The sequence below is a fragment of the Acidaminococcus timonensis genome, assembly GCF_900106585.1.
Taxonomy (GTDB): Bacteria; Bacillota; Negativicutes; order Acidaminococcales; family Acidaminococcaceae; genus Acidaminococcus; species Acidaminococcus timonensis.
Window position 1 is genome coordinate 188,094 of sequence record NZ_FNWH01000006.1, and the last position, 22,125, is coordinate 210,218.

Annotated in this window: 24 protein-coding genes; 23 read left to right on the forward strand and 1 reads right to left on the reverse strand. The window is 56.6% G+C overall.

Annotated features, from left to right (window positions below; translation table 11 throughout):
• The first annotated feature begins 67 nt into the window (after positions 1 to 67).
• The 3 genes from BQ5462_RS04785 (at position 68) to BQ5462_RS04795 (ending at position 3,192) form a co-directional block, all read left to right on the forward strand.
• Positions 68 to 2,137, forward strand: a complete 2,070-nt coding sequence (locus BQ5462_RS04785; protein WP_071142280.1) for a polyribonucleotide nucleotidyltransferase — start codon at positions 68 to 70, stop codon at positions 2,135 to 2,137.
• Positions 2,138 to 2,260: 123 nt separating this feature from the next.
• Positions 2,261 to 2,743 carry a PTS sugar transporter subunit IIA gene (locus BQ5462_RS04790; protein ID WP_071142281.1) on the forward strand — a complete coding sequence of 161 codons (483 nt, stop codon included), beginning with the start codon at positions 2,261 to 2,263 and terminating at the stop codon, positions 2,741 to 2,743.
• 17 nt (positions 2,744 to 2,760) lie between these two features.
• A complete protein-coding gene (locus BQ5462_RS04795; RefSeq protein WP_071142282.1) occupies positions 2,761 to 3,192 on the forward strand; it encodes a zinc-ribbon domain-containing protein in 432 nt (143 codons plus the stop codon).
• Between the two features lie 175 nt (positions 3,193 to 3,367).
• Here the strand turns inward: BQ5462_RS04795 and rpmB are convergent, their stop codons facing one another.
• Complete coding sequence (rpmB, locus tag BQ5462_RS04800) at positions 3,368 to 3,559, reverse strand: 50S ribosomal protein L28 (protein ID WP_012937850.1); 192 nt, start codon at positions 3,557 to 3,559, stop codon at positions 3,368 to 3,370.
• Positions 3,560 to 3,638: 79 nt separating this feature from the next.
• On the opposite strand from rpmB, the gene recG reads away from it, so the two are divergent.
• The 20 genes from recG (at position 3,639) to BQ5462_RS04900 (ending at position 22,124) form a co-directional block, all read left to right on the forward strand.
• Entirely contained in the window at positions 3,639 to 5,741 is a 2,103-nt protein-coding gene (gene recG / locus BQ5462_RS04805) for an ATP-dependent DNA helicase RecG (RefSeq protein ID WP_268873080.1), read from the forward strand.
• A gap of 264 nt (positions 5,742 to 6,005) precedes the next feature.
• On the forward strand, positions 6,006 to 8,099 hold the full coding sequence (gene fusA / locus BQ5462_RS04810; RefSeq protein WP_071142284.1) for an elongation factor G: 2,094 nt from the start codon (positions 6,006 to 6,008) through the stop codon (positions 8,097 to 8,099).
• Positions 8,100 to 8,218: 119 nt separating this feature from the next.
• Positions 8,219 to 9,079, forward strand: coding sequence for a DMT family transporter (locus tag BQ5462_RS04815; RefSeq protein ID WP_071142285.1), 861 nt, complete (start codon positions 8,219 to 8,221; stop codon positions 9,077 to 9,079).
• A gap of 157 nt (positions 9,080 to 9,236) precedes the next feature.
• Complete coding sequence (tkt, locus tag BQ5462_RS04820; RefSeq protein ID WP_071142286.1) at positions 9,237 to 11,225, forward strand: transketolase; 1,989 nt, start codon at positions 9,237 to 9,239, stop codon at positions 11,223 to 11,225.
• A gap of 86 nt (positions 11,226 to 11,311) precedes the next feature.
• Entirely contained in the window at positions 11,312 to 12,127 is an 816-nt protein-coding gene (thiD, locus tag BQ5462_RS04825) for a bifunctional hydroxymethylpyrimidine kinase/phosphomethylpyrimidine kinase (RefSeq protein ID WP_071142287.1), read from the forward strand.
• 4 nt (positions 12,128 to 12,131) lie between these two features.
• Positions 12,132 to 12,770: a thiamine phosphate synthase gene (gene thiE, locus BQ5462_RS04830; protein WP_071142288.1), complete on the forward strand. Its 639-nt coding sequence runs from the start codon at positions 12,132 to 12,134 to the stop codon at positions 12,768 to 12,770.
• 5 nt (positions 12,771 to 12,775) lie between these two features.
• The gene (locus BQ5462_RS04835; RefSeq protein WP_071142289.1) at positions 12,776 to 13,177 is read left to right on the forward strand and encodes a hypothetical protein; all 402 of its coding nucleotides are present in this window, start codon (positions 12,776 to 12,778) and stop codon (positions 13,175 to 13,177) included.
• 78 nt (positions 13,178 to 13,255) lie between these two features.
• Complete coding sequence (ylxM, locus tag BQ5462_RS04840) at positions 13,256 to 13,621, forward strand: YlxM family DNA-binding protein (protein WP_071142290.1); 366 nt, start codon at positions 13,256 to 13,258, stop codon at positions 13,619 to 13,621.
• Positions 13,622 to 13,623: 2 nt separating this feature from the next.
• The gene (ffh, locus tag BQ5462_RS04845) at positions 13,624 to 14,970 is read left to right on the forward strand and encodes a signal recognition particle protein (protein WP_071142291.1); all 1,347 of its coding nucleotides are present in this window, start codon (positions 13,624 to 13,626) and stop codon (positions 14,968 to 14,970) included.
• Between the two features lie 28 nt (positions 14,971 to 14,998).
• Positions 14,999 to 15,271, forward strand: coding sequence for a 30S ribosomal protein S16 (gene rpsP, locus BQ5462_RS04850; RefSeq protein ID WP_012937860.1), 273 nt, complete (start codon positions 14,999 to 15,001; stop codon positions 15,269 to 15,271).
• Positions 15,272 to 15,282: 11 nt separating this feature from the next.
• A complete protein-coding gene (locus BQ5462_RS04855; RefSeq protein ID WP_071142292.1) occupies positions 15,283 to 15,510 on the forward strand; it encodes a KH domain-containing protein in 228 nt (75 codons plus the stop codon).
• Positions 15,511 to 15,521: 11 nt separating this feature from the next.
• Positions 15,522 to 15,929: a YlqD family protein gene (locus tag BQ5462_RS04860; protein ID WP_071142293.1), complete on the forward strand. Its 408-nt coding sequence runs from the start codon at positions 15,522 to 15,524 to the stop codon at positions 15,927 to 15,929.
• Between the two features lie 4 nt (positions 15,930 to 15,933).
• The gene (gene rimM, locus BQ5462_RS04865; RefSeq protein WP_071142294.1) at positions 15,934 to 16,428 is read left to right on the forward strand and encodes a ribosome maturation factor RimM; all 495 of its coding nucleotides are present in this window, start codon (positions 15,934 to 15,936) and stop codon (positions 16,426 to 16,428) included.
• Positions 16,429 to 16,431: 3 nt separating this feature from the next.
• Positions 16,432 to 17,190: a tRNA (guanosine(37)-N1)-methyltransferase TrmD gene (gene trmD / locus BQ5462_RS04870; protein ID WP_071142295.1), complete on the forward strand. Its 759-nt coding sequence runs from the start codon at positions 16,432 to 16,434 to the stop codon at positions 17,188 to 17,190.
• A 133-nt stretch (positions 17,191 to 17,323) separates the two neighbouring features.
• Positions 17,324 to 17,665 carry a 50S ribosomal protein L19 gene (gene rplS / locus BQ5462_RS04875; RefSeq protein WP_071142296.1) on the forward strand — a complete coding sequence of 114 codons (342 nt, stop codon included), beginning with the start codon at positions 17,324 to 17,326 and terminating at the stop codon, positions 17,663 to 17,665.
• Positions 17,666 to 17,723: 58 nt separating this feature from the next.
• Positions 17,724 to 18,263 (forward strand): signal peptidase I, encoded by a 540-nt coding sequence (lepB, locus tag BQ5462_RS04880; protein ID WP_071142297.1) that lies wholly within the window; start codon positions 17,724 to 17,726, stop codon positions 18,261 to 18,263.
• A 194-nt stretch (positions 18,264 to 18,457) separates the two neighbouring features.
• Positions 18,458 to 19,351 carry a ribosome biogenesis GTPase YlqF gene (gene ylqF, locus BQ5462_RS04885; RefSeq protein WP_071142298.1) on the forward strand — a complete coding sequence of 298 codons (894 nt, stop codon included), beginning with the start codon at positions 18,458 to 18,460 and terminating at the stop codon, positions 19,349 to 19,351.
• Complete coding sequence (locus tag BQ5462_RS04890; RefSeq protein ID WP_071142299.1) at positions 19,351 to 20,163, forward strand: ribonuclease HII; 813 nt, start codon at positions 19,351 to 19,353, stop codon at positions 20,161 to 20,163. The genes ylqF and BQ5462_RS04890 overlap by 1 nt, the downstream gene beginning before the upstream one ends.
• A 14-nt stretch (positions 20,164 to 20,177) precedes the next feature.
• Positions 20,178 to 20,534 carry a YraN family protein gene (locus tag BQ5462_RS04895; protein WP_071142300.1) on the forward strand — a complete coding sequence of 119 codons (357 nt, stop codon included), beginning with the start codon at positions 20,178 to 20,180 and terminating at the stop codon, positions 20,532 to 20,534.
• 66 nt (positions 20,535 to 20,600) lie between these two features.
• Positions 20,601 to 22,124 carry a YifB family Mg chelatase-like AAA ATPase gene (locus tag BQ5462_RS04900; protein WP_071142301.1) on the forward strand — a complete coding sequence of 508 codons (1,524 nt, stop codon included), beginning with the start codon at positions 20,601 to 20,603 and terminating at the stop codon, positions 22,122 to 22,124.
• The last annotated feature ends 1 nt before the right edge of the window (position 22,125 follow it).

The window sequence follows — 22,125 nt, forward strand, 5'->3', positions numbered from 1 at the left end:
TTTCCGGCGCTGTGTAGTATAATCTACCCATAATGTCAAGAGTGAAATATAAGGAGGATGCAGAGGAATGCATAGTTTTAGTACGGAATTCGGAGGCCGGACCCTTACCATCGAGACTGGTAAGATTGCCAAACAGGCCAACGGCGCTGTTCTGGTCCGCTACGGTGAAACGGCTGTGGTGGTTGCAGTGACGGGTACCGATACCCCCAGAGAAGGAGTGGATTTCTTCCCGCTGACCGTTGACTTTGAAGAAAAGATGTATGCAGTGGGCAAGATTCCGGGAGGATTCCTGCGCAGAGAAGGCAGACCGGCTGAAACGGCCATCCTGACTTCCCGGCTGATCGACCGTCCCATCCGCCCCATGTTCCCGGATGGGTATCACAACGATGTGCAGATCGTGGCAACGGCTGTATCTGTGGATCCTGACAACGCTCCGGATATTCCGGCTATGATCGGTGCTTCCTGCGCCCTGTCCATTTCTGATATTCCCTTTGAAGGACCCATCGCCGGTGTGCGGGTGGGCCTGATCGATGGCCAGTTCATTGTGGAACCTACGGTGGAACAGGCCAAGGTCAGCGAATTGAACCTGGCTGTGGCCGGTACCAAAGATGCGATCCTGATGGTGGAAGCCGGCGCCAAGGAAGTCTCTGAAGACGTGATGCTGGATGCCATCTGGTTCGCCCATGGGGAAATCAAGAAACTGGTGGAATTCCAGGAAAAAATCCAGGCTGAAGTGGGCAAACCCAAGATGGAGTTCGAAGCCTATCAGCCGCCTGAAGACCTGGCCCGGGAAATCGAAGCGTATGGGGAACCGAAGATCCATGATGCACTGATGGATCCGGACAAGCTGCACCGGGATAAAATGGTCAGCGAAACCAAAGAAGAAATCATGGCGCATTTTACGGAACTTTACCCGGATAACGAAATCGATATTGCCCATGTGGTGGCAAAACTGGTGAAAAGGGTGTTCCGCCATATCATTACGGTGGATAAGATCCGTCCGGATGGCCGTGCCCTGGATGAAGTCCGTCCCATCAGCTGTGAAGTGGGTATGCTGGCCCGTCCCCATGGCTGCAGCCTGTTTACCCGTGGACAGACCCAGGTGCTGAACTGCCTGGCCCTGGCACCCCTGCGGGAGGCACAGACCCTGGACGGCCTGTTTGAACAGACCAAACGGTACATCCACCATTATAACTTCCCGCCGTATTGTGTAGGGGAGACGAAACCCCTGCGCAGCCCGGGCCGTCGGGAAATCGGCCATGGCGCCCTGGCTGAACGGGCCCTGCTGCCGGTGATTCCCAGCGAAGAAGAATTCCCGTACACCATCCGTCTTGTCTCTGAAGTCCTGGAATCCAATGGATCCTCTTCCATGGCCAGCACTTGCGCAAGCACCCTGTCCCTGATGGATGCAGGGGTTCCCATCAAGGCTCCTGTTTCCGGCGTGGCCATGGGGCTGGTGAAAGAAGGAGAGAATTTCACCATCCTGACCGATATCCAGGGACTGGAAGATGCCAATGGGGATATGGACTTCAAGGTGGCCGGTACCTCCAAGGGCATTACGGCCATCCAGATGGATATCAAAGTGGACGGACTGACCCGGGATATCCTCCAGGCTGCTCTGGCACAGGCCAAGAAGGGACGTGCCTTTATCCTGGACAAGATGCTGGAATGCATTGCTGAGCCTCGCAAACAGCTGAAAAAGTATGCGCCCAAGATCACCACCATCAAGGTGAATCCGGATAAGATCAAAGACATCATCGGACCTGGGGGCAAGGTCATCAAGAAAATCGTGGAAGATACCGGTGCCCAGATTGACATCAATGATGACGGGACGGTCTATATTGCCGCAGCCAACAGCGAATCCGCAGATGCAGCCATCAAGACCATCCAGGACATTACGGCAGAACCGGAAGTGGGCAAGGTCTATACAGGCAAAGTGACCCGGATCATGAACTTTGGGGCTTTCGTGGAATTCATGCCCGGTCGGGAAGGACTGGTCCATATTTCCCAACTGGCGAAGGAACGGGTTGCCAAAGTGGAAGACGTGGTCAATGTGGGCGATGAAATCGTGGTCAAACTGGTGGAAATCGATTCCAAAGGCCGCATGAACCTGTCCCGGAAAGCCTGCCTGAAATAAGCAAGGCCAAGTGATTAGTGGTTAGTGGTCAGTGGCTAAATGAAGGGAGCTGTGATTTTTGTCACAGCTCCCTTTTCATGTTACAATAAATAAGATAGTTCAAAAAAAGTGAGGTACTTCCCAATGGGATTCTTTTTTAGAAAAACGAAAGTACAGCTGGTGGCACCGGTGACCGGGAATCTGATTCTCCTGGAACAGGTGAAGGACCAGGCCTTTGCCCAGAAGATGCTGGGGGACGGGGTGGCCTTCCTGCCTGAAACGGGGGAACTGGTGGCACCCTGCGACGGGGTGATCAGTTATGTGCCGGATACCGCCCATGCCATTGCACTGACGGAGGAACATGGCCTGGAAATCCTGCTCCATATCGGCCTGAACACCGTGGAACAGCAGGGCCAGGGCTTTGCGGCCAAAGTGAAGACCGGGGACAAGGTGAAGGCAGGCCAGGTGCTGCTGACGTTTGATATGGCGGCACTGACGGCCAAAGGCTGCGACCTGTCCACGCCCCTTGTGATCACCAACGGGGACAAGGTGGGCAAGCTGGAAAAAGGCACTCAGGGACCGGTTTCGGCCGGTAAGGATGTTTGTCTTACGGTGACCCTGAACTGACGGCAGGAGGGAAAATCATGCACGTGAATGGCAGTGGCGGCAGCTTCGTGGAGAATGACTACGAGCTGGCGCCGGAAGTGGCCTGGCAACTGGGCCTGCAGGTGTGCCGGGAGATGAACGTGGACGTGGAGACGCAGGACGACGCCGGCATGCTGCTGAACGGGTCCCTGCTTACCGGGGAAAAGACGTTTTTGTTCGGCAAACCCAAGCGGAAGGAGATCGTGTTTGCGGTGCAGCCGGCGGAGGGCGGCTGCACGGTGATCGTGGACATCCATAAAAAGCGGATCGAGGTGTACAGCCTGAAGCCCCAGAACAAGGAAACAGACGCATTCGTGGCCCTGTTCGAGGAAAAGGCCCAGGCTTACCTGGACCGGCGGATCTGTCCCCATTGCAAGGCGGCGCTGCCGAAAAATGCGGCGTTCTGTCCGTTCTGCGGGGCGAAGGTGTGAAAAACGGGAGGTGCGGAACTGCACCTCCCGTTTTTGTCATACGTCCGGCTGCTGACTAGTGGCTAGAGACTAGTGACTGAGCTGTGAAGTATTTTTTTACAGCCCCTGATTCCCGCATACCAAAAAAGCCCGCTGCACAAAGCAGCAGGCTTTTTCTATTCCGTAACCTATAAGCTTAGATGGCGCGGGTTACCTTGCCGGAACGTAAGCAGCGAGTGCACACGTTGATGCTCTTCACTTCACCGTCTACCACCGCTTTAACCTTTTGAACGTTAGGTTTCCAAGAACGTTTTACATGTCTATTGGAATGGCTGACGTTGTTACCGGACAGCTCACCTTTGTTGCAGATTTCACAGATGCATGCCATGGTCCCACCTCCTTCAAGTTATAAGGCAATGCTAAATTTTTAAAACCAATGTAGCTATTTTAACACAAAAGAGTTTATAATTGCAAGTGAAAAACTACGAGAAAAGGAGAAATTCAACATGTGGTGGCAGGAACCAGTTACCAAACTCAAAGGCATCGGGCCCAAAAAGGCCCTGGAATTTGAAAACATCAACGTTGTGACCATCGGTGATCTGCTGAACCATTTTCCCCGGCAGGGATGCTACCTGGATTATTCCCATGTAAAGACCATTGACGAACTGACCACGGACGGCTCCATGCAGCTGTTCAGGGGATCCATCGTGCGGCTGAACAACCGGCGGAGCATGCGGAACATGAAATATGCCACCATTACAGTGGGGGATGGTACCGGCTTTGCAGAAATCGTCCTGTTCGGGGCTCAGACTTACATGACCCGGGTGTACCATACGGGGGATGAGGTATTCGTCATCGGTAAGGTGAACCTGGGACGCACGGCCAAAAGCGTCACGGCGGCCAGTTTGTCCCATGTGAAGGATGAGAAGGCGGAAGCTCCGGGCATCCTGCCCACCTATGCCCTGTCCGGCAGTTTGACCCAGAACAATGTGCGCAGCGCTGTACGGCAGGCCCTGGCACTGGCTCGGAAGGAGCTTCCGGAATGCCTGCCGGCACCGCTGCTGCGGGCCAAACATTTTCTGCCCCGGCTGGAGGCCCTGGAGAACATCCATTTTCCCAAAAGCCAGGAACTGCTGGAAAAGGCCCGGCAGAGGTTCATTTTCGAGGAACTGTTCTTCCTGCAGTGCGGCCTGCTGCACCACCGGGTGGAAATCAAGCGGGACAGCCGGGGCATCAAGATGGCCCGCAGCGGAAAGCTGGTGGACAGGGTGCGCAGCCAGTTGGGCTTTGCTCTGACGGACAGCCAGAAAAAGGCCTGGCAGGAGATCGACGACGATATGCAGAGTCCGGAACCTATGAACCGGCTGGTGCAGGGGGACGTGGGCAGCGGCAAGACGGCTCTGGCCATGCTGGCCCTGGCCAAGGCGGTGGAAAACGGGTACCAGGGATGCCTGATGGCTCCTACGGAAATCCTGGCGGAACAGCATTACCAGGAAATGCAGAAGGTCCTGGAACCGGCAGGCATCCGTACGGCGCTCCTCACCGGCGGGCTCACGGCCAAACGACGGCGGGAGGTGCTGGAAGGGCTGGCGGATGGTTCCATCCAGGCGGTGGTGGGGACCTATGCCCTGATCCAGGATGCGGTGGTGTTCCATTCCCTGGCCCTTGCCATCACGGACGAGCAGCACCGGTTTGGGGTGGCCCAGCGGGCGAAACTGCAGGACAAGAGCCAGTATGCGCCCCACGTGCTCATCATGACGGCCACACCCATTCCACGGACCCTGGCCCTGACTGTGTACGGGGATCTGGACGTGTCGCTGATGAAGGGCATGCCGCCGGGACGGAAACCGGTGCAGACCCTGTGCTATACAGAGGAGAAACGGGCCGCCGTGTACAAGGGACTGATCCACCAGGTCCAGGAGGGACACCAGGCCTATGTGGTATGCCCGCTCATCGAAGAAAGCGAGGGGGTAGATGCCAGGGCGGCTTCTGACCTGTATGACGAACTGACCCATGGCTATCTGAAGGGCATCCCCTGCGGGCTGCTCCACGGCCGGCTGAAACCGGAGGAAAAGGACGCGGTGATGGAAAGCTTCGCCAGAAACGAGACGAAGGTGCTGATCACCACCACAGTGGTGGAAGTGGGGGTGAACGTGCCCAACGCCACCTTGATGATCATTGAGGGAGCGGACCGGTTCGGCCTGGCCCAGATGCACCAGCTGCGGGGCCGTGTGGGCCGGGGCAGTGCCCAGTCCTACTGCGTGCTGCTCACCTCGTCCACCAACCCGGTGACCCTGGAACGGCTGCAGATTATGCGCAACTGCAGCGACGGATTCCTGCTGGCTGAAAAGGACCTGGAGCTCCGGGGGGCCGGCCAGTTCTTCGGGCTGCGGCAGCACGGACTGTCGGATCTGTATATTGCGGATATTCTGCGGGATACGGATACTCTGGTGGAAGCCCGGAAGGCAGCCCAATGGGCCATGAACGATCCCCAGATCGCCAGAGAGGTGGAACAGGCGGCCGCTACGACCCAGTTCGACGGCCGATTCGAGCGGATCTTCAATGCGTGAGCTCTGAAGCAGTCACTAGTTTCTAGTTACTAGTCACTAGCCAAAGGAAGCCAGCTGATGCTGGCTGCTAAATAAAGAAATGCAAAGGAATGTGTATCTATCGTTACACATTCCTTTTTCTTTTGCGGGAAAACAGAAAATTTTCTGGCAAAAGCAGGAAAACCAGCCCTGTTTCCCGAAAAAGAGTACCATCGGGTAAAAATGGCAGCTTCTCCAGGGAGTGTGCCTTCAGCAAAAAAACTACAGATCAAAGGGGGCTGTACAGTGAAAGAGTATACAGGTGATAAAATCAGAAACGTGGCAATCGTAGGGCACGGCGGCGCAGGGACCACTTCTCTGACGGAGGCCCTGCTGTATCGCAGTGGTGCCATCAGCCGGATGTGTAAAGTGGAAGATGGCCAGACTACGACGGACTTTGAACCGGAGGAAATCAAAAGAGGTGTCTCTGTCAGCGCAACCCTGGCCCCTGTAGAATGGCGGGATGTAAAGATCAACTTCATCGATACCCCGGGTTTCGCCGATTTCGTGGCGGAAGTGAAGGGTGCGTTCCGGGCTGTGGACAGCGTGCTGATCGTGGTCAGCGCCACCAGCGGTGTGCAGATCGGCACAGAACAGTGCTGGAAACTGGCGGAAGAAGCCGGCCTGCCCCGACTGATCTTCGTGAACAAGATGGATCGGGAAAACGCCGATTATGACAACATCCTGGACAACCTGCGTGCCAAGATCGGCAAGCGGATCCTGCCTCTGGAACTGCCTTTGGGTAAGGAAGAGAACTTCTGTGGCGTCATCGATGTGTTCAACCAGAAAGCCTACAAGGGCAACGGCAATGGGGCGGACGAAATCGAAGTGCCGGCTGAACTGAAAGACTGGGTGCAGGATGCCCACGACAAGATGGTGGAAGCTGCGGTGGAAGCCGATGACGACATCATGGAAAAATACCTGGAAGGGGAAACTGTCTCCGATGAGGAAGTGATGGGCTGCCTGATCAAGGGAATCCGGCAGGGAATCATCTTCCCTGTGCTGTGCGGCAGTGCCTTTAAGAACATCGGCCTGGGCCGGACCCTGTCTGCCATTGTGGACTACACCTTCCCGGCTGTCTTGAACGAATACCATGTGAAGGATCTGAAGACCGGCGAAACCGTGCGGCGCGATACCAATGCTCCTATGGCGGCCCTGGTGTTCAAGACCACCTCCGATCCTTTTGTGGGACGGATGAGTTTCGTACGGGTGTTCTCCGGCAGCATCAAGGCGGACAGCACGGTATACAATTCCAGCCGGGATGAAGTGGAAAAAGTGGGGGCCATCTGTACCTTGCGGGGCAAGAGCCAGATTCCCATGAAAGCCATCGTGGCCGGAGATATCGGGGTGATTTCCCGCCTGCAGTTCACCATGACCGGCGATACCCTGAGCGACAAGAATGCACCGGTGCAGTTTGCACCGATTGAATACCCGCTGCCCATGTACAGCCGGGCCATTTCTCCCAAAAAGAAGGGGGACGAAGACAAGATTGCATCGGCCCTGGGCAAGCTGATGGATGAGGATCCCACCTTCATCGTCAGTCGGAATCCGGTGACCAAGGAAACCCTGATTAGCGGCATGGGGGACCAGCATCTGGAAATCCTCATGGAACGGATGAAACGGAAATTCGGCGTAGAAGCGGTGCTGCGGCCGCCCATGGTGGAATACCGGGAAACCATCCGTGGTTCTGCAGAAGTGGAAGGCAAGTACAAGAAACAGACTGGTGGCCATGGCCAGTACGGCGATGTGGTCATCCGGATGGAACCGCTGCCGCCAGGCACCGGGTTTGTCTTTGAAGATAAGATCTTCGGCGGCGCTGTACCCCGGCAGTACATCCCGGCGGTGGAAAAAGGCATGAAGGAATCCATGGAACACGGCATCCTGGCCGGGTATCCGGTGGTGGACCTGAAAATCACCCTGCTGGATGGGTCCTACCATACGGTGGACTCCTCGGAAATGGCTTTCAAGGTAGCCTCTCACATGGCCTTCCAGAAAGCAGCGGAACAATCCAAGCCGGTATTGATGGAACCGTACTACAACCTGGATGTATACTGCGATGAACGGACCACCGGGGATATCATCTCTGATCTGAACAGCAAGCGGGGACGGATCCTGGGTATGCAGACAGAAGGCGATGGACGGGCCTGTGTAAAGGCCCAGATCCCCTATGCAGAGATCCTGGATTACGCGGTGGATCTGCGGGCTTTGACCCAGGGGACCGGTTCCTTCGAAATGAAATTCGACCATTACGAAGATGTACCGCCTAAACTGGCGGAGAAAATCATCTCCGAAGCCAACGCCAAAAAGGAACAAGCAAAAAAAATAGTCACTGGTCACTAGTCACGAGTCACTAGCCGGTGGAAGCCAGCTCACGCTGGCGACTAAGGGAGCTGTGGATGATTTCATCACAGCTCCCTTATGCTATAATAGAATCAATTTTCGCGCACAAGGAGGCTTTCATGGGATTATCAACTACCACCAAAGGCATCCTGGCTTCCATGCTGGCGGCCTTTTTCTTTACGACCATGGATGTGGGGGCCAAGACACTGATCCATCTGGGAACCGGGGAAATCACGTTCTTCCGGGGCCTGCTGGGGCTGCTGGCCCTGCCCCTTTTGGCCCGACGGGAGGGCCTGCCTGTGTTTTCAGGCAAAGACCGGCTGCTGCTCCATCTGCGGGGCTTTTTCGGATGCGCCTGCCTGCTGTTTTTCTTTTACTGCCTGCAGGGCCTGAAACTGGGGGATGCGGAGATCCTGACCCAGCTGTCGGCGTTCTTCATGTGCCTCCTGTCGCCCCTGTTCCTGAAAGCGAAGCTGGGACAGAATGTGGTGCCCTGGCTGGTCATGATTGCGGCTGGGGCGGCCATCGTCCTCCAGGTCTGGAATTTCAGTTCCTTCAATGTGTTCGCCATCTTCGGCATCCTGTCGGCTCTGTTTGCGGCAGCTGCCTATGTGTGCATCGGCCGGCTGACGGAGCGGGGCGGCCATTCCCAGACAGAGCTGGTGTACTATTTCCAGGTGTACAGCATGCTGGGAGGTCTTGTGCTCATGGCCGGAGGGCAGGCGGTATGGCCCCGGGGGACGGAATGGCTCTGGATCGTGGAACTGGCTGCCTCGGCCCTTCTGGGACAGGTATCTCTGACCTGGAGCTGCACCCACATCCATCCCACCATCATGAACTTCGTGATGTACACAGGCATCCTGTTCCACATCCTGGCCGGATACCTGCTGTGGGGCGAGCAGCTGAGCCTGTATTCCTGGGTGGGCGGGGCGCTGATTGTGGTGGGGAGCATCCTGCTGATTTTGAGAAAGCAGGGATAGTCCATGGTTTCGAACCCCGGAAGCAGAGACGGGGCCGAGGCGGGAAAAATGCTTTTCCACAACCCCTTTTTCTTGCTTTACCCACCCAAATAGCCTATAATCAAACTGAATGATTGTGCATACTATTTTTTCGACCGTTATGGAGGGAACTTTTTTCATGAAAAATATTGATACGGAAAGCATCAACACCCTGCGTTTTTTATCCATCGATGAGGTGCAGGCGGCCAATTCCGGCCATCCCGGCCTGCCGCTGGGCACGGCACCCCTGATGTATACCCTGTGGGACCGGTTCATGAAATACAATCCCGAAAATCCCAACTGGTTCAACCGGGACCGGTTCATCCTGTCCCCGGGCCACGGCAGTGCCCTGCTGTATGCCATGCTCCACGTGGCCGGCTATGACCTGAGCCTGGACGACCTGAAGAATTTCCGGCAATGGGGCAGCAAGACGCCCGGTCATCCGGAATACGGCGTGACCCCCGGTGTGGATGTTTCCACCGGCCCGCTGGGCCACGGCTTTGCCATGGCGGTAGGCATGGCCATGGCCGAACGGATGCTGGCTGCCCGCTACAACAAGGAAGGCTATGACATCGTCGACCATTACACCTATGGCATCACTTCTGATGGGGACCAGATGGAAGGGGTGGCTTCCGAAGCCGCTTCCCTGGCCGGCACCCTGGGCCTGGGCAAACTGATCTTCCTGTATGATGACAACAAGATCACCATTGAAGGCAGCACGGACATCGCCTTCCGGGAAGACGTAGGGGCCCGCTTCAAAGCCTATGGCTGGCAAGTGCTGCGGGTAGGGTCCTCCGAAGATGTGGAAGCCCTGACCGAAGCAGTGGAAGCCGCCAAGAAAGAGACGAAAAAACCGTCCCTGATCATTGTGAAGACCCACATCGGGTTCGGCAGTCCCCGTCAGGATATGGCCAGCGCCCACGGCGAACCCCTGGGTGTGGAAAACGTGGCCAAAACCAAGGAAGCCGCCGGTTGGGACGGCAGCCAGTCTTTTGTGGTGCCGGAAGAAGTGAAAAAGCATTTTGCCGACAAACTGCCCCAGTGCCAGAAGAACGAAGCGGACTGGAACAAGCTGGTGGAAGAGTACGGCAAGGCCTATCCGGAACTGGGCCGGGAATTTGCTGACCGTCTGGACGGGAAACTGGACCTGGACCTGAAAGAACTGCTGAAGGCTTTCAAAGATACAGATTCCGTGGCCACCCGTGCCGCTTCCGGTACCCTGCTGCAGCTGCTGGCTGACAAGGTGCCTGCCCTGATCGGCGGCAGTGCCGATCTGGGTCCCTCCAACAAGACGGAAATGAAGGGCAAGGGATTCTTCTCGGCCGAAGACCCTGCCGGCCGGAACATCCACTTCGGTATCCGGGAACATGCCATGGGCTGCATCGTCAACGGCCTGTGCCTCCACGGCGGCATCATCCCCTTCGGGGCCACGTTCCTGGTATTCGCTGATTTCATGCGGCCAGCGGTGCGGATGGCAGCTCTGATGGGTATCGGCAGCGTGTTCGTCTATACCCACGACAGCATCTTCGTCGGAGAAGACGGACCGACCCACGAACCCATCGAACAGGCCATGAGCCTGCGGCTGATCCCCAATGTTTCCGTATTCCGTCCGGCGGATGCCCTGGAAACGGCTGTGGCCTGGAAAGCGGCCTGCGAAAACCGCAAACAGCCCACCTGCCTGCTGCTGACCCGGCAGGGGATGCCTGTACTCCATGCGTACGAAAAAGTCATCGCCAAAGGCGCTGCCAAAGGTGCGTATGTGCTGAGCCCCTCTCCCAGAGACAAGGTGAAGGCCACCCTCATTGCCACTGGCAGCGAAGTGCATCTGGCCCTGGCTGCCCAGAAGGCACTGGACGAAAAGAAGATCGGGGTCCAGGTGGTGTCCATGCCCAGCTGGGATGTATTCGAAAAACAGAGTGATTCCTACAAGAAGAAGGTCCTGCCGAAGGATATCCCGACCATCGCCCTGGAAGCCGGCGTGACCACGGGATGGGCCCGCTATACCGGCAGCGAGGACAGAGTGCTGGGAATCAACCGGTTCGGTGCTTCGGCCCCGGGCAAGGTGGTGTACGAAAAGTTCGGGTTCACTGTGGACCATGTGGTGGAAATGGTGAAAAAACTGAAATAAGCACCAGGGGCTGGTGATTGACTTGTAGAAGAGAAGGGAGCTGTGGGATGTTGCACAGCTCCCTTTCCAAAAGGAAGGGAATGTGTATGCTTCATCTTTTGACCATTGCCGGCTCGGATTCTTCCGGTGGAGCGGGAATCCAGGCTGACCTGAAGACCTTTGCCGCCCATGGCTGCTATGGGATGAGTGTGATCACGGCTGTGACGGCCCAGAATACCACCGGGGTCACGGCCATCCAGAATATCGATCCGGAAGTGGTGGAAGCCCAGATCGATGCAGTATTCTCCGACATCCGGGTGGATGGGGTGAAAGTGGGGATGGTTTCCACTTCGCCGGTAATCCGGGCCATTGCCCGGAAAATGCGCCAGTACAAGCCCAGAGTGCTGGTGGTGGATCCGGTGATGGTGGCCACCTCCGGCGCCTATCTGCTGGAAAAGGATGCACGGAAGGATCTGCAGGAACAACTGCTGCCTCTGGCCACGCTGATTACCCCCAACATGCAGGAGGGGGAAGTACTGTCCGGTCTGACCATTCAAAGCCAGAAGGAAATGGAGCAGGCTGCGGCTGTCATCTGCCAGCAGGGGGCCAAAGCCGTGCTGCTGAAAGGCGGCCATCTGACGGAGACGGCGGACGATTATCTGCTGTATCCGGGAGAGGGCAACTGGCTCCAGGGCAAGTGGTTCACCGGCAAGCGATCCAACAACCCCAATACCCATGGCACGGGCTGCAGTCTGTCTTCGGCCCTGGCCTGTGAACTGGCCAAAGGGCTCACCCTGCCGGAAGCGGTGGAAAAGGCCAAGGCCTATGTGGCCCTGGGCATCCAGAACGGACTGGCGGTGGGCCATGGCCACGGTCCCATCCATCATTTCGTGGATCTGTACCGGATGGCTGACTGGAAGTGAGACCATGAAAAAATTTGATTTGAGTGTGTATCTGGTAACGGACCGGCACTGCCTCCGGGGACGGGATTTCTATGCCGCCATCGAGGAGGCCCTGAAGGCCGGTGTTACCCTGCTGCAGCTGCGGGAAAAGGATGCTTCTTTCCAGGAACTGCTGGAGGAGGGCCGGAAGGTGCAGGCTCTGTGCCGGAAGTACCAGGTTCCGTTCCTGATCGATGATCAGGTGGAGGTGGCCAGAGCCCTGGACGCCGACGGGGTCCACCTGGGACAGGAGGATGAGGCCATCGAGAGGGCCCGGGCTGTCCTGGACCGGGAAAAAATCATCGGCATTTCTGCCCACAATGTGGAAGAGGCTCTGGAAGCCCAGCGAAAAGGGGCCGATTACCTGGGTGTGGGCGCCTTGTATCCTACCGGCAGCAAGAAGAATGCTTCCGTGCTGGCGCCTGGAGTGTTCCGTCAGGTGGTGGAAGCTGTCCGGATTCCTGTGGTGGGCATTGGCGGCATCCATGAAGCCCAGTATGGACAGGTTCTGGACCAGGGCGCTGCAGGCTGTGCCATGATCAGCGGTATCCTGGGGGCGGATGACATCACCGCCACCGTAAAGCGTCTGAAGGTCCAGGCAGCCAAGCATTTGCAGAAGAGGTGAGGAACGTGGCCAGCGATTTGAAAGCCGAGCAGCTGGGAAAGAAGGTGCTGACCCGATTCACCCGCCGGATTGTGGATCAGGTGTTCCTGTTCATCCAGGACGACCCGGAACTGCTCCGGGAGTATCAGGAGGTGGTCCGGGAAAGTACTCCCAACGGGGTCAATTCCGTGCTGGGCCGGATGATCACCGAGGCCTACGACCTGATCAATCTGAACAAGGAAAAGCGTCCGGAATCCCGGCTGCTGAAAAAGTATACCCGGCACGCCGTCCGCTGGGAGAAAGAAGACCTGCAGCTCCAGAAAAAAGTCATGTATGGGGACCAGGATCTGTTTTCTCTGAAACCGGTGCAGGAAAAAAAGGAAAAGAAACCCCGAAAACGGGGACCGGAGCAGGAAAGTCTGTTTTAGCCATTAAATTTCACCCTGTCAAGGAAAAATCCTTGACAGGGTTTTGCGTTTATAGTACAATAACTCCCGGTGATATTCATGCAGGATGATGGATTTGAGAAACGGATCCGGTTCGGCCAGCTCTTTGCCATTTATGGCGGGCTGCTGACGGAGAAACAGCAGAACATCATGGAACAGTATTTCTACGATGACCTTTCACTGGGGGAAATCGCGGAGAACACCCAAACCAGCCGCCAGGCGGTCTATGATCTGTTGCGCAGGGTGGAACAGACCCTGGAAAAATACGAAGACAAACTCCACCTGCTGCACCAGGAACAGGAAAGACAGTTCAAGCTGAGGGGAGCCGTCAAGCTCCTGGAGGCCTGTCGTACCAGTGACAGTACCGATCCCCGCCTGGGGAAGGTGGAAGAGATCCTGAGAAGCATCATAGACGAAAGCAGGTAATTATGGCTTTTGAAATCCTAACTGACAAACTGACGGCCGCCATCCAGAAACTGCGGGGCCAGAAGACCGTATCCGAGCAGGACCTGAAAGAAACCCTGCGGGAAGTGCGGCTGGCACTGCTGGAAGCGGATGTGAACTTCAAGGTCGTCAAGGAATTTACTGCAAAGATCAAGGAGCGGGCCATGGGCCAGCAAGTGGACCCCAACCTGACTCCCGGCCAATATATCGTGAAGATCGTCCATGAAGAACTGATTGAACTTCTGGGCGGGACCCAAAGCAAACTGAACACGGCAGCCAATCCTCCCACGGTGATCATGCTGGTGGGGCTGCAGGGCGCCGGTAAGACCACCACGGTGGGCAAGCTGGCCAACTACCTGCGGAAGAACGGCAAGAAGCCACTGATGGTGGCAGGGGATGTGTACCGGCCCGCCGCCATCACCCAGCTGGAAGTGATCGGCAAGCAGCTGGATATGCCGGTGTTCACCATGGGAGATCAGGTTTCTCCTGTGGAAATCGCGAAAGAGTCTCTGAAACGGGCCAATGCCCTGCTGTGTGACACGGTGCTCATCGATACCGCCGGCCGCCTGCACGTGGACGAGACGCTGATGAACGAACTGAAAGAGATGAAAGCAGCGGTCCATCCGGACGAAATCCTGCTGGTGGTGGATGCCATGACCGGTCAGGATGCCGTTACGGTAGCCGATTCCTTCAACAAAGCCCTGGGCATTACGGGGCTGGTAGTCACGAAACTGGATGGCGACGCCCGTGGCGGTGCCGTGCTCAGCGTGAAGGCCGTTACCAACTGCCCGGTGAAGTTCGTGGGGATGGGCGAAAAACTGGATGCCCTGCAGCCTTTCTACCCGGACCGGATGGCTTCCCGGATCCTGGGCATGGGGGATGTTCTCTCCCTGATCGAAAAAGCACAGGAAGCCATCGATATGGATTCTGCCAAGAAAATGGCCGAGTCCATGAAAAAGAATGAATTCACCCTGGATATGTTCCTGGATCAGATGAAACAGGTCAAAAAACTGGGGTCCCTGGAATCCATTCTCAGCATGATCCCCGGCATGGGAAAATTTGCCAAACAGCTGGAAGGGGTGGATCTGGACGGTAAGGAAGTCCGCCGCCTGGAAGCCATCATCTACTCCATGACCCCCCAGGAGCGTCAGAATCCCCGGATCATCAACGGATCCCGGCGGAAACGGATTGCAGCCGGCTGTGGTCAGCGGGTGCAGGATGTGAACCGGCTGCTGAAGCAGTTCGAAGAGAGCAAGAAACTCATGAAGACCATGCAGGGTATGAACAAGTATGCACGGAAGGGCAGATTCAAGCTGCCTTTCATGCAATAAATCATTCCATTTGAAGGAGGTGAATGTTGTGGCAGTTAAAATCCGTCTGAAACGTATGGGTGCCAAAAAGAGCCCTTTCTATCGTATCGTTGTTGCTGACGAACGCGCTCCGCGTGACGGCCGTTTCATCGAAACTGTAGGGACCTACGATTCTACCGTTGACCCCGCTGTGGTTACCATCGATGAAGAAAAAGCTCTGTCCTGGATGAAGAAGGGGGCACAACCGACTGATACGGTTCGCTCCATGTTCAGCAAGCAGGGCCTGATGGCTAAACTGGCTGGCGAAAAGGCAGCAAAATAAGGAGGACGACTATGAAAGAGATAGTTGAAGTGATTGCTAAGGCTATCGTGAATAATCCCTCCGAGGTACAGGTGGAGGAAGAGAAAAACGGTTCTTCCGTGATTCTCAAACTCCACGTGGCACCTGAAGATATGGGTAAAGTGATCGGCAAACAAGGCCGCATTGCCAAGGCCATCCGTCTGGTGATGAAAGCAGCTGCTACCCGCGAAAATGTAAAAGTCATCGTAGATATCGATTAAAGGTGGTTACCATGGATAAAATGATCGTTCGGGTGCCTGTAGTCATCAAGGCCAAGGTCACTGATGACCTGAAAGCCAAGATCATTGCAGATATGAAACGGCAAGTCCAGGCTGCTGAACTGGATTTTGAACAATTCCAGTTCAATGCCAAACGGGCTCTGAATGAACAGGCCGCTGCAGGGCCTGACGCAACTCGGGCTCTCCAGGAGCAGATCGAGTACGAAAAAGCGCAGCGCGGCCGTGCGCTCCAGGAGTTGAAAGACAAACTGGAACGGGCTGAGAACCTGGAAATTGGCAGTGAAGTCGGTCATGGTACACTGGAACGTTCTGTAGAGATTACCGTCGGCAGCGACCTGGAATCTCTCATGGGTGCCGAAATCGTCGTAGAGGACGGCAAAGTGATTGGTTTCAGAGCGTAAGCCTATGGAACAGCATATCGTGATTGGCAAAATTGTCGCCCCGCATGGCGTGCGGGGCGAATTTCGCATCATGCCGCAAACGGACCATCCGGAGCGGTACGCCAAACTGAAGAAAATCACCCTGGACAACGGCCGGGAATTCACGGTTGTGAGCCTGCGCCAGCATAAGAACGTATACCTGATGAAGGTGGAGAGCATCGATACCATGAATGATGCGGAAACCCTCCGGGGCCGGACCATCGTCCTGCGTCCTGAAGAATTGCCCCCTCTGCCCGAAGGCCAGTTCTATGTCCGGGATATCCTGGGTTTTGCCGCTGTCACACCGGAGGGGGAACCCATCGGGACCCTGAAGGATGTGTACAGCCCCGGATCTACGGATGTATTCGTCATTGCCCCGCCGGAGGGAGAAGACATCCTGGTGGCGGCCATCGCAGACAACATCCGGAAGATTGACTGGGAAAAGAAAGAAATCGTCGTTGTGCTGCCGGAGTGGATTTGAGCCATGAAATTTGTGTTTATCACCTTATTTCCGGAAATGATCCAGAATGCCTGCAGCGTAAGCATCCTGGGCCGGGCTGCCCAGGAGGGGCTGATCAGCGTCCAGTGCGTCAATCCCCGGGATTATGCCACGGACCGGCACCGCAGTGTGGATGATACCACCTGTGGCGGCGGAGCCGGCATGGTGCTGAAGCCCCAGACCTGCCTGGCTGCCCTGGACCGGGCCCGGGAACTGGCTCCCGGGGCACTGGTGGCTGCCATGACCCCCGTGGGGGAACAGCTGCAGCAGGAACGGATCTGCGGACTGGCCAAAAGTGGCCGGGACCTGATCTTCCTGTGCGGCCATTACGAAGGTTTCGATGAACGGATCCTGATGGAGGCTGATCTCCGGCTTTCCATCGGTGATTTCGTGCTCACAGGGGGGGAGCTGCCGGCTCTGTGCGTTATGGACGCCGTTGCCCGGTTCATCCCCGGTGTACTGGGCAAACAGGTCAGTGCAGAGGAAGATTCGTTCCACCACAGCCTGCTGGAATATCCTCAGTATACCCGTCCTGTAGAGTATCAGGGCAAAACCGTACCGGAGATCCTGCTCTCCGGAGACCACGCAAAAATCGACCAGTGGCGGCGGAAGGAAGCCCTGCGGGCAACCTTCCACCATCGCCCGGAGCTGCTGCGGCAGATGCAGTGGCAGAAGGGGGATGGCAGGCTGTTCCTGGCCATGAAAGAAGAAGAAAAAGAGAACTCCCGGGCAGAAAAGAAGTAAGGGAAAATCCCCGGCTTTCTGGTTGCACTGGGAACCGGCTGTATGGTATAATACAGCGTATGCATTAACGGGCGGTCCGCTGTTAGCACGTGGCTAGACATGAACGTCTTGGATTCTGAGGAGGAAATTATAAATGAACGTAATTGAAGCAATTGAAAAGGAACAGCTGCGTTCCGACATTCCTGAATTCCGTCCTGGCGATACCCTGAAGGTTTATGTAAAGGTTGTCGAAGGTTCTCGTGAACGTGTTCAGATGTTTGAAGGCGTTTGCATTGCACGGAGTGGTGCTGGTGTACGGGAAATGTTCACCGTTCGCCGTGTTGCTTCCGGTGTTGGCGTAGAACGGATGTTCCCTGTACATTCCCCGCGTCTGGAAAAGATCGTTGTATCTCACAGAGGTGTGGTGCGCAGAGCCAAACTGTACTATCTGCGTAAACTGACCGGTAAAGCTGCTCGTATCAAAGAACGCCGCTAATCCGGACGAATCAGGCAGTTGCTCCGGCAACTGCCTTTTTTCTGTGAAGGAGAGAACTATGAGCGAAAACAAGAAGTCGGATTCCTGGCAGGATACCGTCAGTGACTGGCTGATTTCCATCATCGTGGCCGTAGTCCTAGCTTTCGGGATCCGGACTTTCCTGGTGGAACCCTATATGGTGTCCGGGCCTTCCATGATGAACACCCTGCAGGACCGGGAGCGGCTGCTGGTGAACAAGCTGGTGTACTATACCCGCCAGCCCAGAAGAGGCGAGATCATCGTCTTCAAGTATCCCAGCGACACCCGGCGTGACTTCATCAAACGGGTCATCGCTGTGGGCGGGGACACCATCGAGATCAGGGACGGGAAGACCCTGGTGAACGGGGAAGCCATCGATGAAAGCTACATCCGGGAACCCTTCCACACCAACCTTCCCAAAATGACGGTGCCCCAGGGACACATCTTCGTCATGGGCGACAACCGGAACAATTCGGAAGACAGCCGCTTCCAGGATGTGGGCTTCGTAGACCTGAGCCTGGTCAAGGGCAAAGCCAGTGTCATCTTCTGGCCTCTGGGTCAGATGCGTTCACTGCCGTAATTTTACATGGGGCTGTCGCTGCGGCGGCAGCCCTATTTTTATATAAGAAAGGGGAGCTGCCCCTTTTGCTGCACCAAATTGCAGAAAATGGATGGATTTTTGCACCATTCGCATCCCTGTTGTTTTCATGATATAATGGGACCCATGCGAGTCAGGCGGCCATGCCGCTGTCTATAGAGAAAGGACATGTAAGAATGGAGAATACCTTCGGAGAAAAGAAACTGCACATCCAGTGGTTCCCAGGCCATATGACCAAGGCCAGGCGGATGATGGAAGCCAACCTGAAACTGGTGGATGTGGTGGTGGAACTGCTGGATGCCCGGATTCCCCGGTCCAGTGCCAACCCCATGTTGCAGCAGCTGATTGGCAGCAAGCAGAAAATCGTGGTGCTGAACAAGACGGATATGGCGGACCCGGACCAGACCCGGGCCTGGCTGACCTGGCTGAAGAAAAAGAACTTTACCGCACTGGAAGTGGACTGCCAGAAGGGAAGAGGTGTCAAGGCTCTGGTAACAGCCATCCAGAAGGCCGGGGAACCTACCCTGGAAAAATGGCGGAAGAAAGGCGTGCGCAACCGTTCCATCCGGGTCATGATTGTGGGCATCCCCAATGTGGGCAAATCCACCCTGATCAACCGGCTGCTGGGCCGGAACAAGACCGTGACCCAGAACAAACCCGGCGTGACACGGGGACCTCAGTGGGTGATCCTGGGCAAGGGACTGGAACTGTTGGATACGCCGGGAGTTTTGTGGCCCAAGTTCGACAATCCGGAAACGGGGTTCTGCCTGGCTGTGACCGGAGCCATCCGGGAAGAGGTGTTCGACCAGGAAATCGCTGTGCACATCCTGGTGCAGCGGCTGATGAAACGGTATCCCCAGGAACTGTGTGCCAATTATAAGATTGAATTGACAACGGAAGATACGGTGGAGACTGTGGAGGAAAAAATCGCCTTGTCCCGGGGCTGGTTGCAGGCTGGCGGCGTGGCTGACAAGAACAAGACCATCCAGATGGTGCTGCGGGATTTCAAGAGTGGAAAGCTGGGAGCCTTTACCCTGGAAACAGCGCCTAAAACAGGAGGAGAGCAGTAATGGACGAGAAAAAGAAGGTCAGCTACATCAAAGAGCGGCTGGCCCAGGGCCCTACCGCTGCGGAACTGGCCCTGTGGTCCGAAGACCCGCGGATGGGGGTGCAGCACCTCCTGGCTTCCTATGAAAAAAAGCAGATCAAAAAGAGAAAGGAACAGCAGCGGCTGCAGCAGCTCCAGTCCATGGAACAGCAGTACTGGGACAGGGAACTGGAATATGTGGCCGGCTGTGATGAAGCAGGACGGGGTCCGCTGGCGGGTCCCCTGGTGACAGCGGCGGTGATCCTGCCCCATACCATCTGGCTTCCGGGACTGAATGATTCAAAAAAAGTAAGTGCCAAACGTCGGGAGGAACTGTATGGGGAGATCCTGGACCAGGCGGTGGCTGTTACCGTGAGTATCCTGGGACCCAGAGAAATCGATACCCTGAACATCTACCAGGCGGCCAAACAGGCCATGACGCTGTGCCTGACCCATATGAAGGTGCGGCCCCTGGCGGCCATTACTGATGCCATGCCACTGAACCTTCCGGATCTGCCGGTGCAGGATGTGGTCAGGGGGGACAGCCGGAGTGCAGCGGTGGCAGCGGCTTCCATCATCGCCAAGGTCACCCGGGACCGGATCATGGAACAGCTGGATCTGGAGTATCCTCAGTACGGATTTGCCACCCACAAGGGATATGGTACGGCCAAACACATGCATGCGGTGCTGGACTGCGGTCCCACGCCCTGGCACCGGAGAAGCTACGAGCCCTTGAAGAGCATGGGCGATACCGGGGAAGCCATCAGCGAGAATCGGCTGCTGCAATTGAAATAAGGGAGGGATTCCGGATGGTCCATGCACGACGGAAATTCGGCAACTGGGGCGAAGATGCCGCAGTGCAGTACCTGGAAAGGAATGGCTATGAGATCCTGGAACGGAACTTCAGCTGTCATTGGGGCGAAATCGACATCATCGCCCGGCAGCGGGGTATCCTGGCCTTTGTGGAGGTAAAGAGCCGCCACACGCTGACCTACGGACGACCGGCGGAGGCGGTGACCCGTGCCAAACAGGAGCGGCTGCGCAAATCCGCCTACCTGTACCTGAAGACCCATCAGGTGCACCGGTTCCGGTACCAGTTCGATATCATCGAAGTCCTGGATTTATATGGACAGATTTCTCTGAATCATTTGAAGAATTGTTTTTAACAGAAAGACAGAACCGTTTGCCGGGACTGTCCAGACCAACCCAGATTACCAGAAGGAGCTGATCCCATGTATGCACGCACTTGGGGAGAGACCACCCGGGGCATCAATGGAGAAATGGTTACGGTGGAAGTGGATGTGACCAATGGCATGCCGGCCTTTGAGATGGTGGGCCTGCCGGATGTGGCCGTGAAGGAGGCCCGGGAACGGGTGAAGGCGGCCATCAAGAATTCAGGGTTCCACTTTCCGGATACCCACATCACGGTGAACCTGGCTCCGGCGGACCTTAAAAAGGATGGAGCCGGGCTGGATCTGCCCATTGCCCTGGGAGTGCTGGCAGCCAAACAGTATGTGAAGCTGCCGGAACCCATGCCGGTGTTCGCCGGAGAACTGGCCCTGGACGGCACCCTGCGCCCGGTAAACGGCATCCTGCCCATGATCCTCCGGGCCCGGGAAGAAGGCTTGCCCGCTATTTTCATTCCGGCGGGGAACGCCACCGAAGGGGAACTGGTGGAGGGCATCGAAGTTTTTACGGTGAGCTGCCTGGGAGAGATCATCGACCATTTCGAAGGGACGCATCCGCTGCAGCCCCTGGCCAAAAAGGTCCTGGACCTGGAAAGCCCGCCGGAGGACCTGGTGGATTTTGCCGATGTGCAGGGGCAGCGGGTGGCCAAACGAGCACTGGAAATCGCAGCTGCCGGCGGTCATAACGTGCTCATGGTGGGTGCTCCCGGTGCGGGTAAAACCATGTTGGCCCGGCGGTTGCCCAGCATCCTGCCTCCCATGACGGAGGAGGAGGCTCTGGAGGTAACCAAGATCTACAGTATTTCCGGACTGCTGAAAAGCCGCCATGGCATTATGGTGGAGCGCCCCTTCCGGAGTCCTCACCATACGGTTTACCAGAGTGCCCTCATCGGTGGCGGCAGCATCCCCCGGCCGGGAGAGGTGACCCTCAGCCATCACGGGGTCCTGTTTCTGGATGAATTGCCGGAATTCTCCCGCAGTGCCCTGGAAGTACTGCGTCAGCCCCTGGAAGACGGGATGGTGACCATCAGCCGGGTCCAGGCATCCCTGACCTATCCGGCCCGGTTTATCCTGGTGGCGGCCCAGAATCCCTGTCCCTGTGGCTTCTGGGGGGAGGAGGACTCCATCCACCAGTGTACCTGCAGGCCCGGAGACATTGCCCGGTATCGGAAAAAAATCTCCGGTCCTCTGCTGGATCGGATCGACATCCAGATCCACGTGCCCCGTCTTCAGTACCAGGAGATGAAAAGTACCCGGAAGGAGGAGAGTTCGGCGGCCATCCGGCAACGGGTGGTGGCGGCCCGAAAGCTCCAGCGGGACCGGCTGAAGGGAACCCATCTGTTCTGCAATGCCAGCATGGGACGCCGGGAAGTGAAAGCCTTCTGCCCCATGACCCGGGAAGCGGAATGCCTGCTGGAAAAATATTTCATCAGCCTGGGCCTCAGTGCACGCAGCCATGACCGGATCATCAAGGTGGCCCGGACCATTGCCGATCTGGGAGGAAGCCGGGAAATCACGGCTCTCCACCTGGGAGAGGCCATCCAGCTGCGGACCAGCATCCAGGGCTGAG

What these genes read in the sequence shown, in the direction of transcription:
- BQ5462_RS04890 (WP_071142299.1), top strand. Translation starts at nt 19,351, where the DNA reads ATGGACGAGAAAAAGAAGGTCAGCTACATCAAAGAGCGGCTGGCCCAG.
- BQ5462_RS04790 (WP_071142281.1), top strand. Translation starts at nt 2,261, where the DNA reads ATGGGATTCTTTTTTAGAAAAACGAAAGTACAGCTGGTGGCACCGGTG.
- rpmB (WP_012937850.1), bottom strand. Translation starts at nt 3,559, where the DNA reads ATGGCATGCATCTGTGAAATCTGCAACAAAGGTGAGCTGTCCGGTAAC.
- tkt (WP_071142286.1), top strand. Translation starts at nt 9,237, where the DNA reads ATGAAAAATATTGATACGGAAAGCATCAACACCCTGCGTTTTTTATCC.
- BQ5462_RS04900 (WP_071142301.1), top strand. Translation starts at nt 20,601, where the DNA reads ATGTATGCACGCACTTGGGGAGAGACCACCCGGGGCATCAATGGAGAA.
- lepB (WP_071142297.1), top strand. Translation starts at nt 17,724, where the DNA reads ATGAGCGAAAACAAGAAGTCGGATTCCTGGCAGGATACCGTCAGTGAC.
- rimM (WP_071142294.1), top strand. Translation starts at nt 15,934, where the DNA reads ATGGAACAGCATATCGTGATTGGCAAAATTGTCGCCCCGCATGGCGTG.
- ffh (WP_071142291.1), top strand. Translation starts at nt 13,624, where the DNA reads ATGGCTTTTGAAATCCTAACTGACAAACTGACGGCCGCCATCCAGAAA.
- BQ5462_RS04785 (WP_071142280.1), top strand. Translation starts at nt 68, where the DNA reads ATGCATAGTTTTAGTACGGAATTCGGAGGCCGGACCCTTACCATCGAG.
- BQ5462_RS04855 (WP_071142292.1), top strand. Translation starts at nt 15,283, where the DNA reads ATGAAAGAGATAGTTGAAGTGATTGCTAAGGCTATCGTGAATAATCCC.
- rplS (WP_071142296.1), top strand. Translation starts at nt 17,324, where the DNA reads ATGAACGTAATTGAAGCAATTGAAAAGGAACAGCTGCGTTCCGACATT.
- trmD (WP_071142295.1), top strand. Translation starts at nt 16,432, where the DNA reads ATGAAATTTGTGTTTATCACCTTATTTCCGGAAATGATCCAGAATGCC.
- BQ5462_RS04795 (WP_071142282.1), top strand. Translation starts at nt 2,761, where the DNA reads ATGCACGTGAATGGCAGTGGCGGCAGCTTCGTGGAGAATGACTACGAG.
- BQ5462_RS04815 (WP_071142285.1), top strand. Translation starts at nt 8,219, where the DNA reads ATGGGATTATCAACTACCACCAAAGGCATCCTGGCTTCCATGCTGGCG.
- BQ5462_RS04895 (WP_071142300.1), top strand. Translation starts at nt 20,178, where the DNA reads ATGGTCCATGCACGACGGAAATTCGGCAACTGGGGCGAAGATGCCGCA.
- thiE (WP_071142288.1), top strand. Translation starts at nt 12,132, where the DNA reads ATGAAAAAATTTGATTTGAGTGTGTATCTGGTAACGGACCGGCACTGC.
- BQ5462_RS04860 (WP_071142293.1), top strand. Translation starts at nt 15,522, where the DNA reads ATGGATAAAATGATCGTTCGGGTGCCTGTAGTCATCAAGGCCAAGGTC.
- ylxM (WP_071142290.1), top strand. Translation starts at nt 13,256, where the DNA reads ATGCAGGATGATGGATTTGAGAAACGGATCCGGTTCGGCCAGCTCTTT.
- thiD (WP_071142287.1), top strand. Translation starts at nt 11,312, where the DNA reads ATGCTTCATCTTTTGACCATTGCCGGCTCGGATTCTTCCGGTGGAGCG.
- ylqF (WP_071142298.1), top strand. Translation starts at nt 18,458, where the DNA reads ATGGAGAATACCTTCGGAGAAAAGAAACTGCACATCCAGTGGTTCCCA.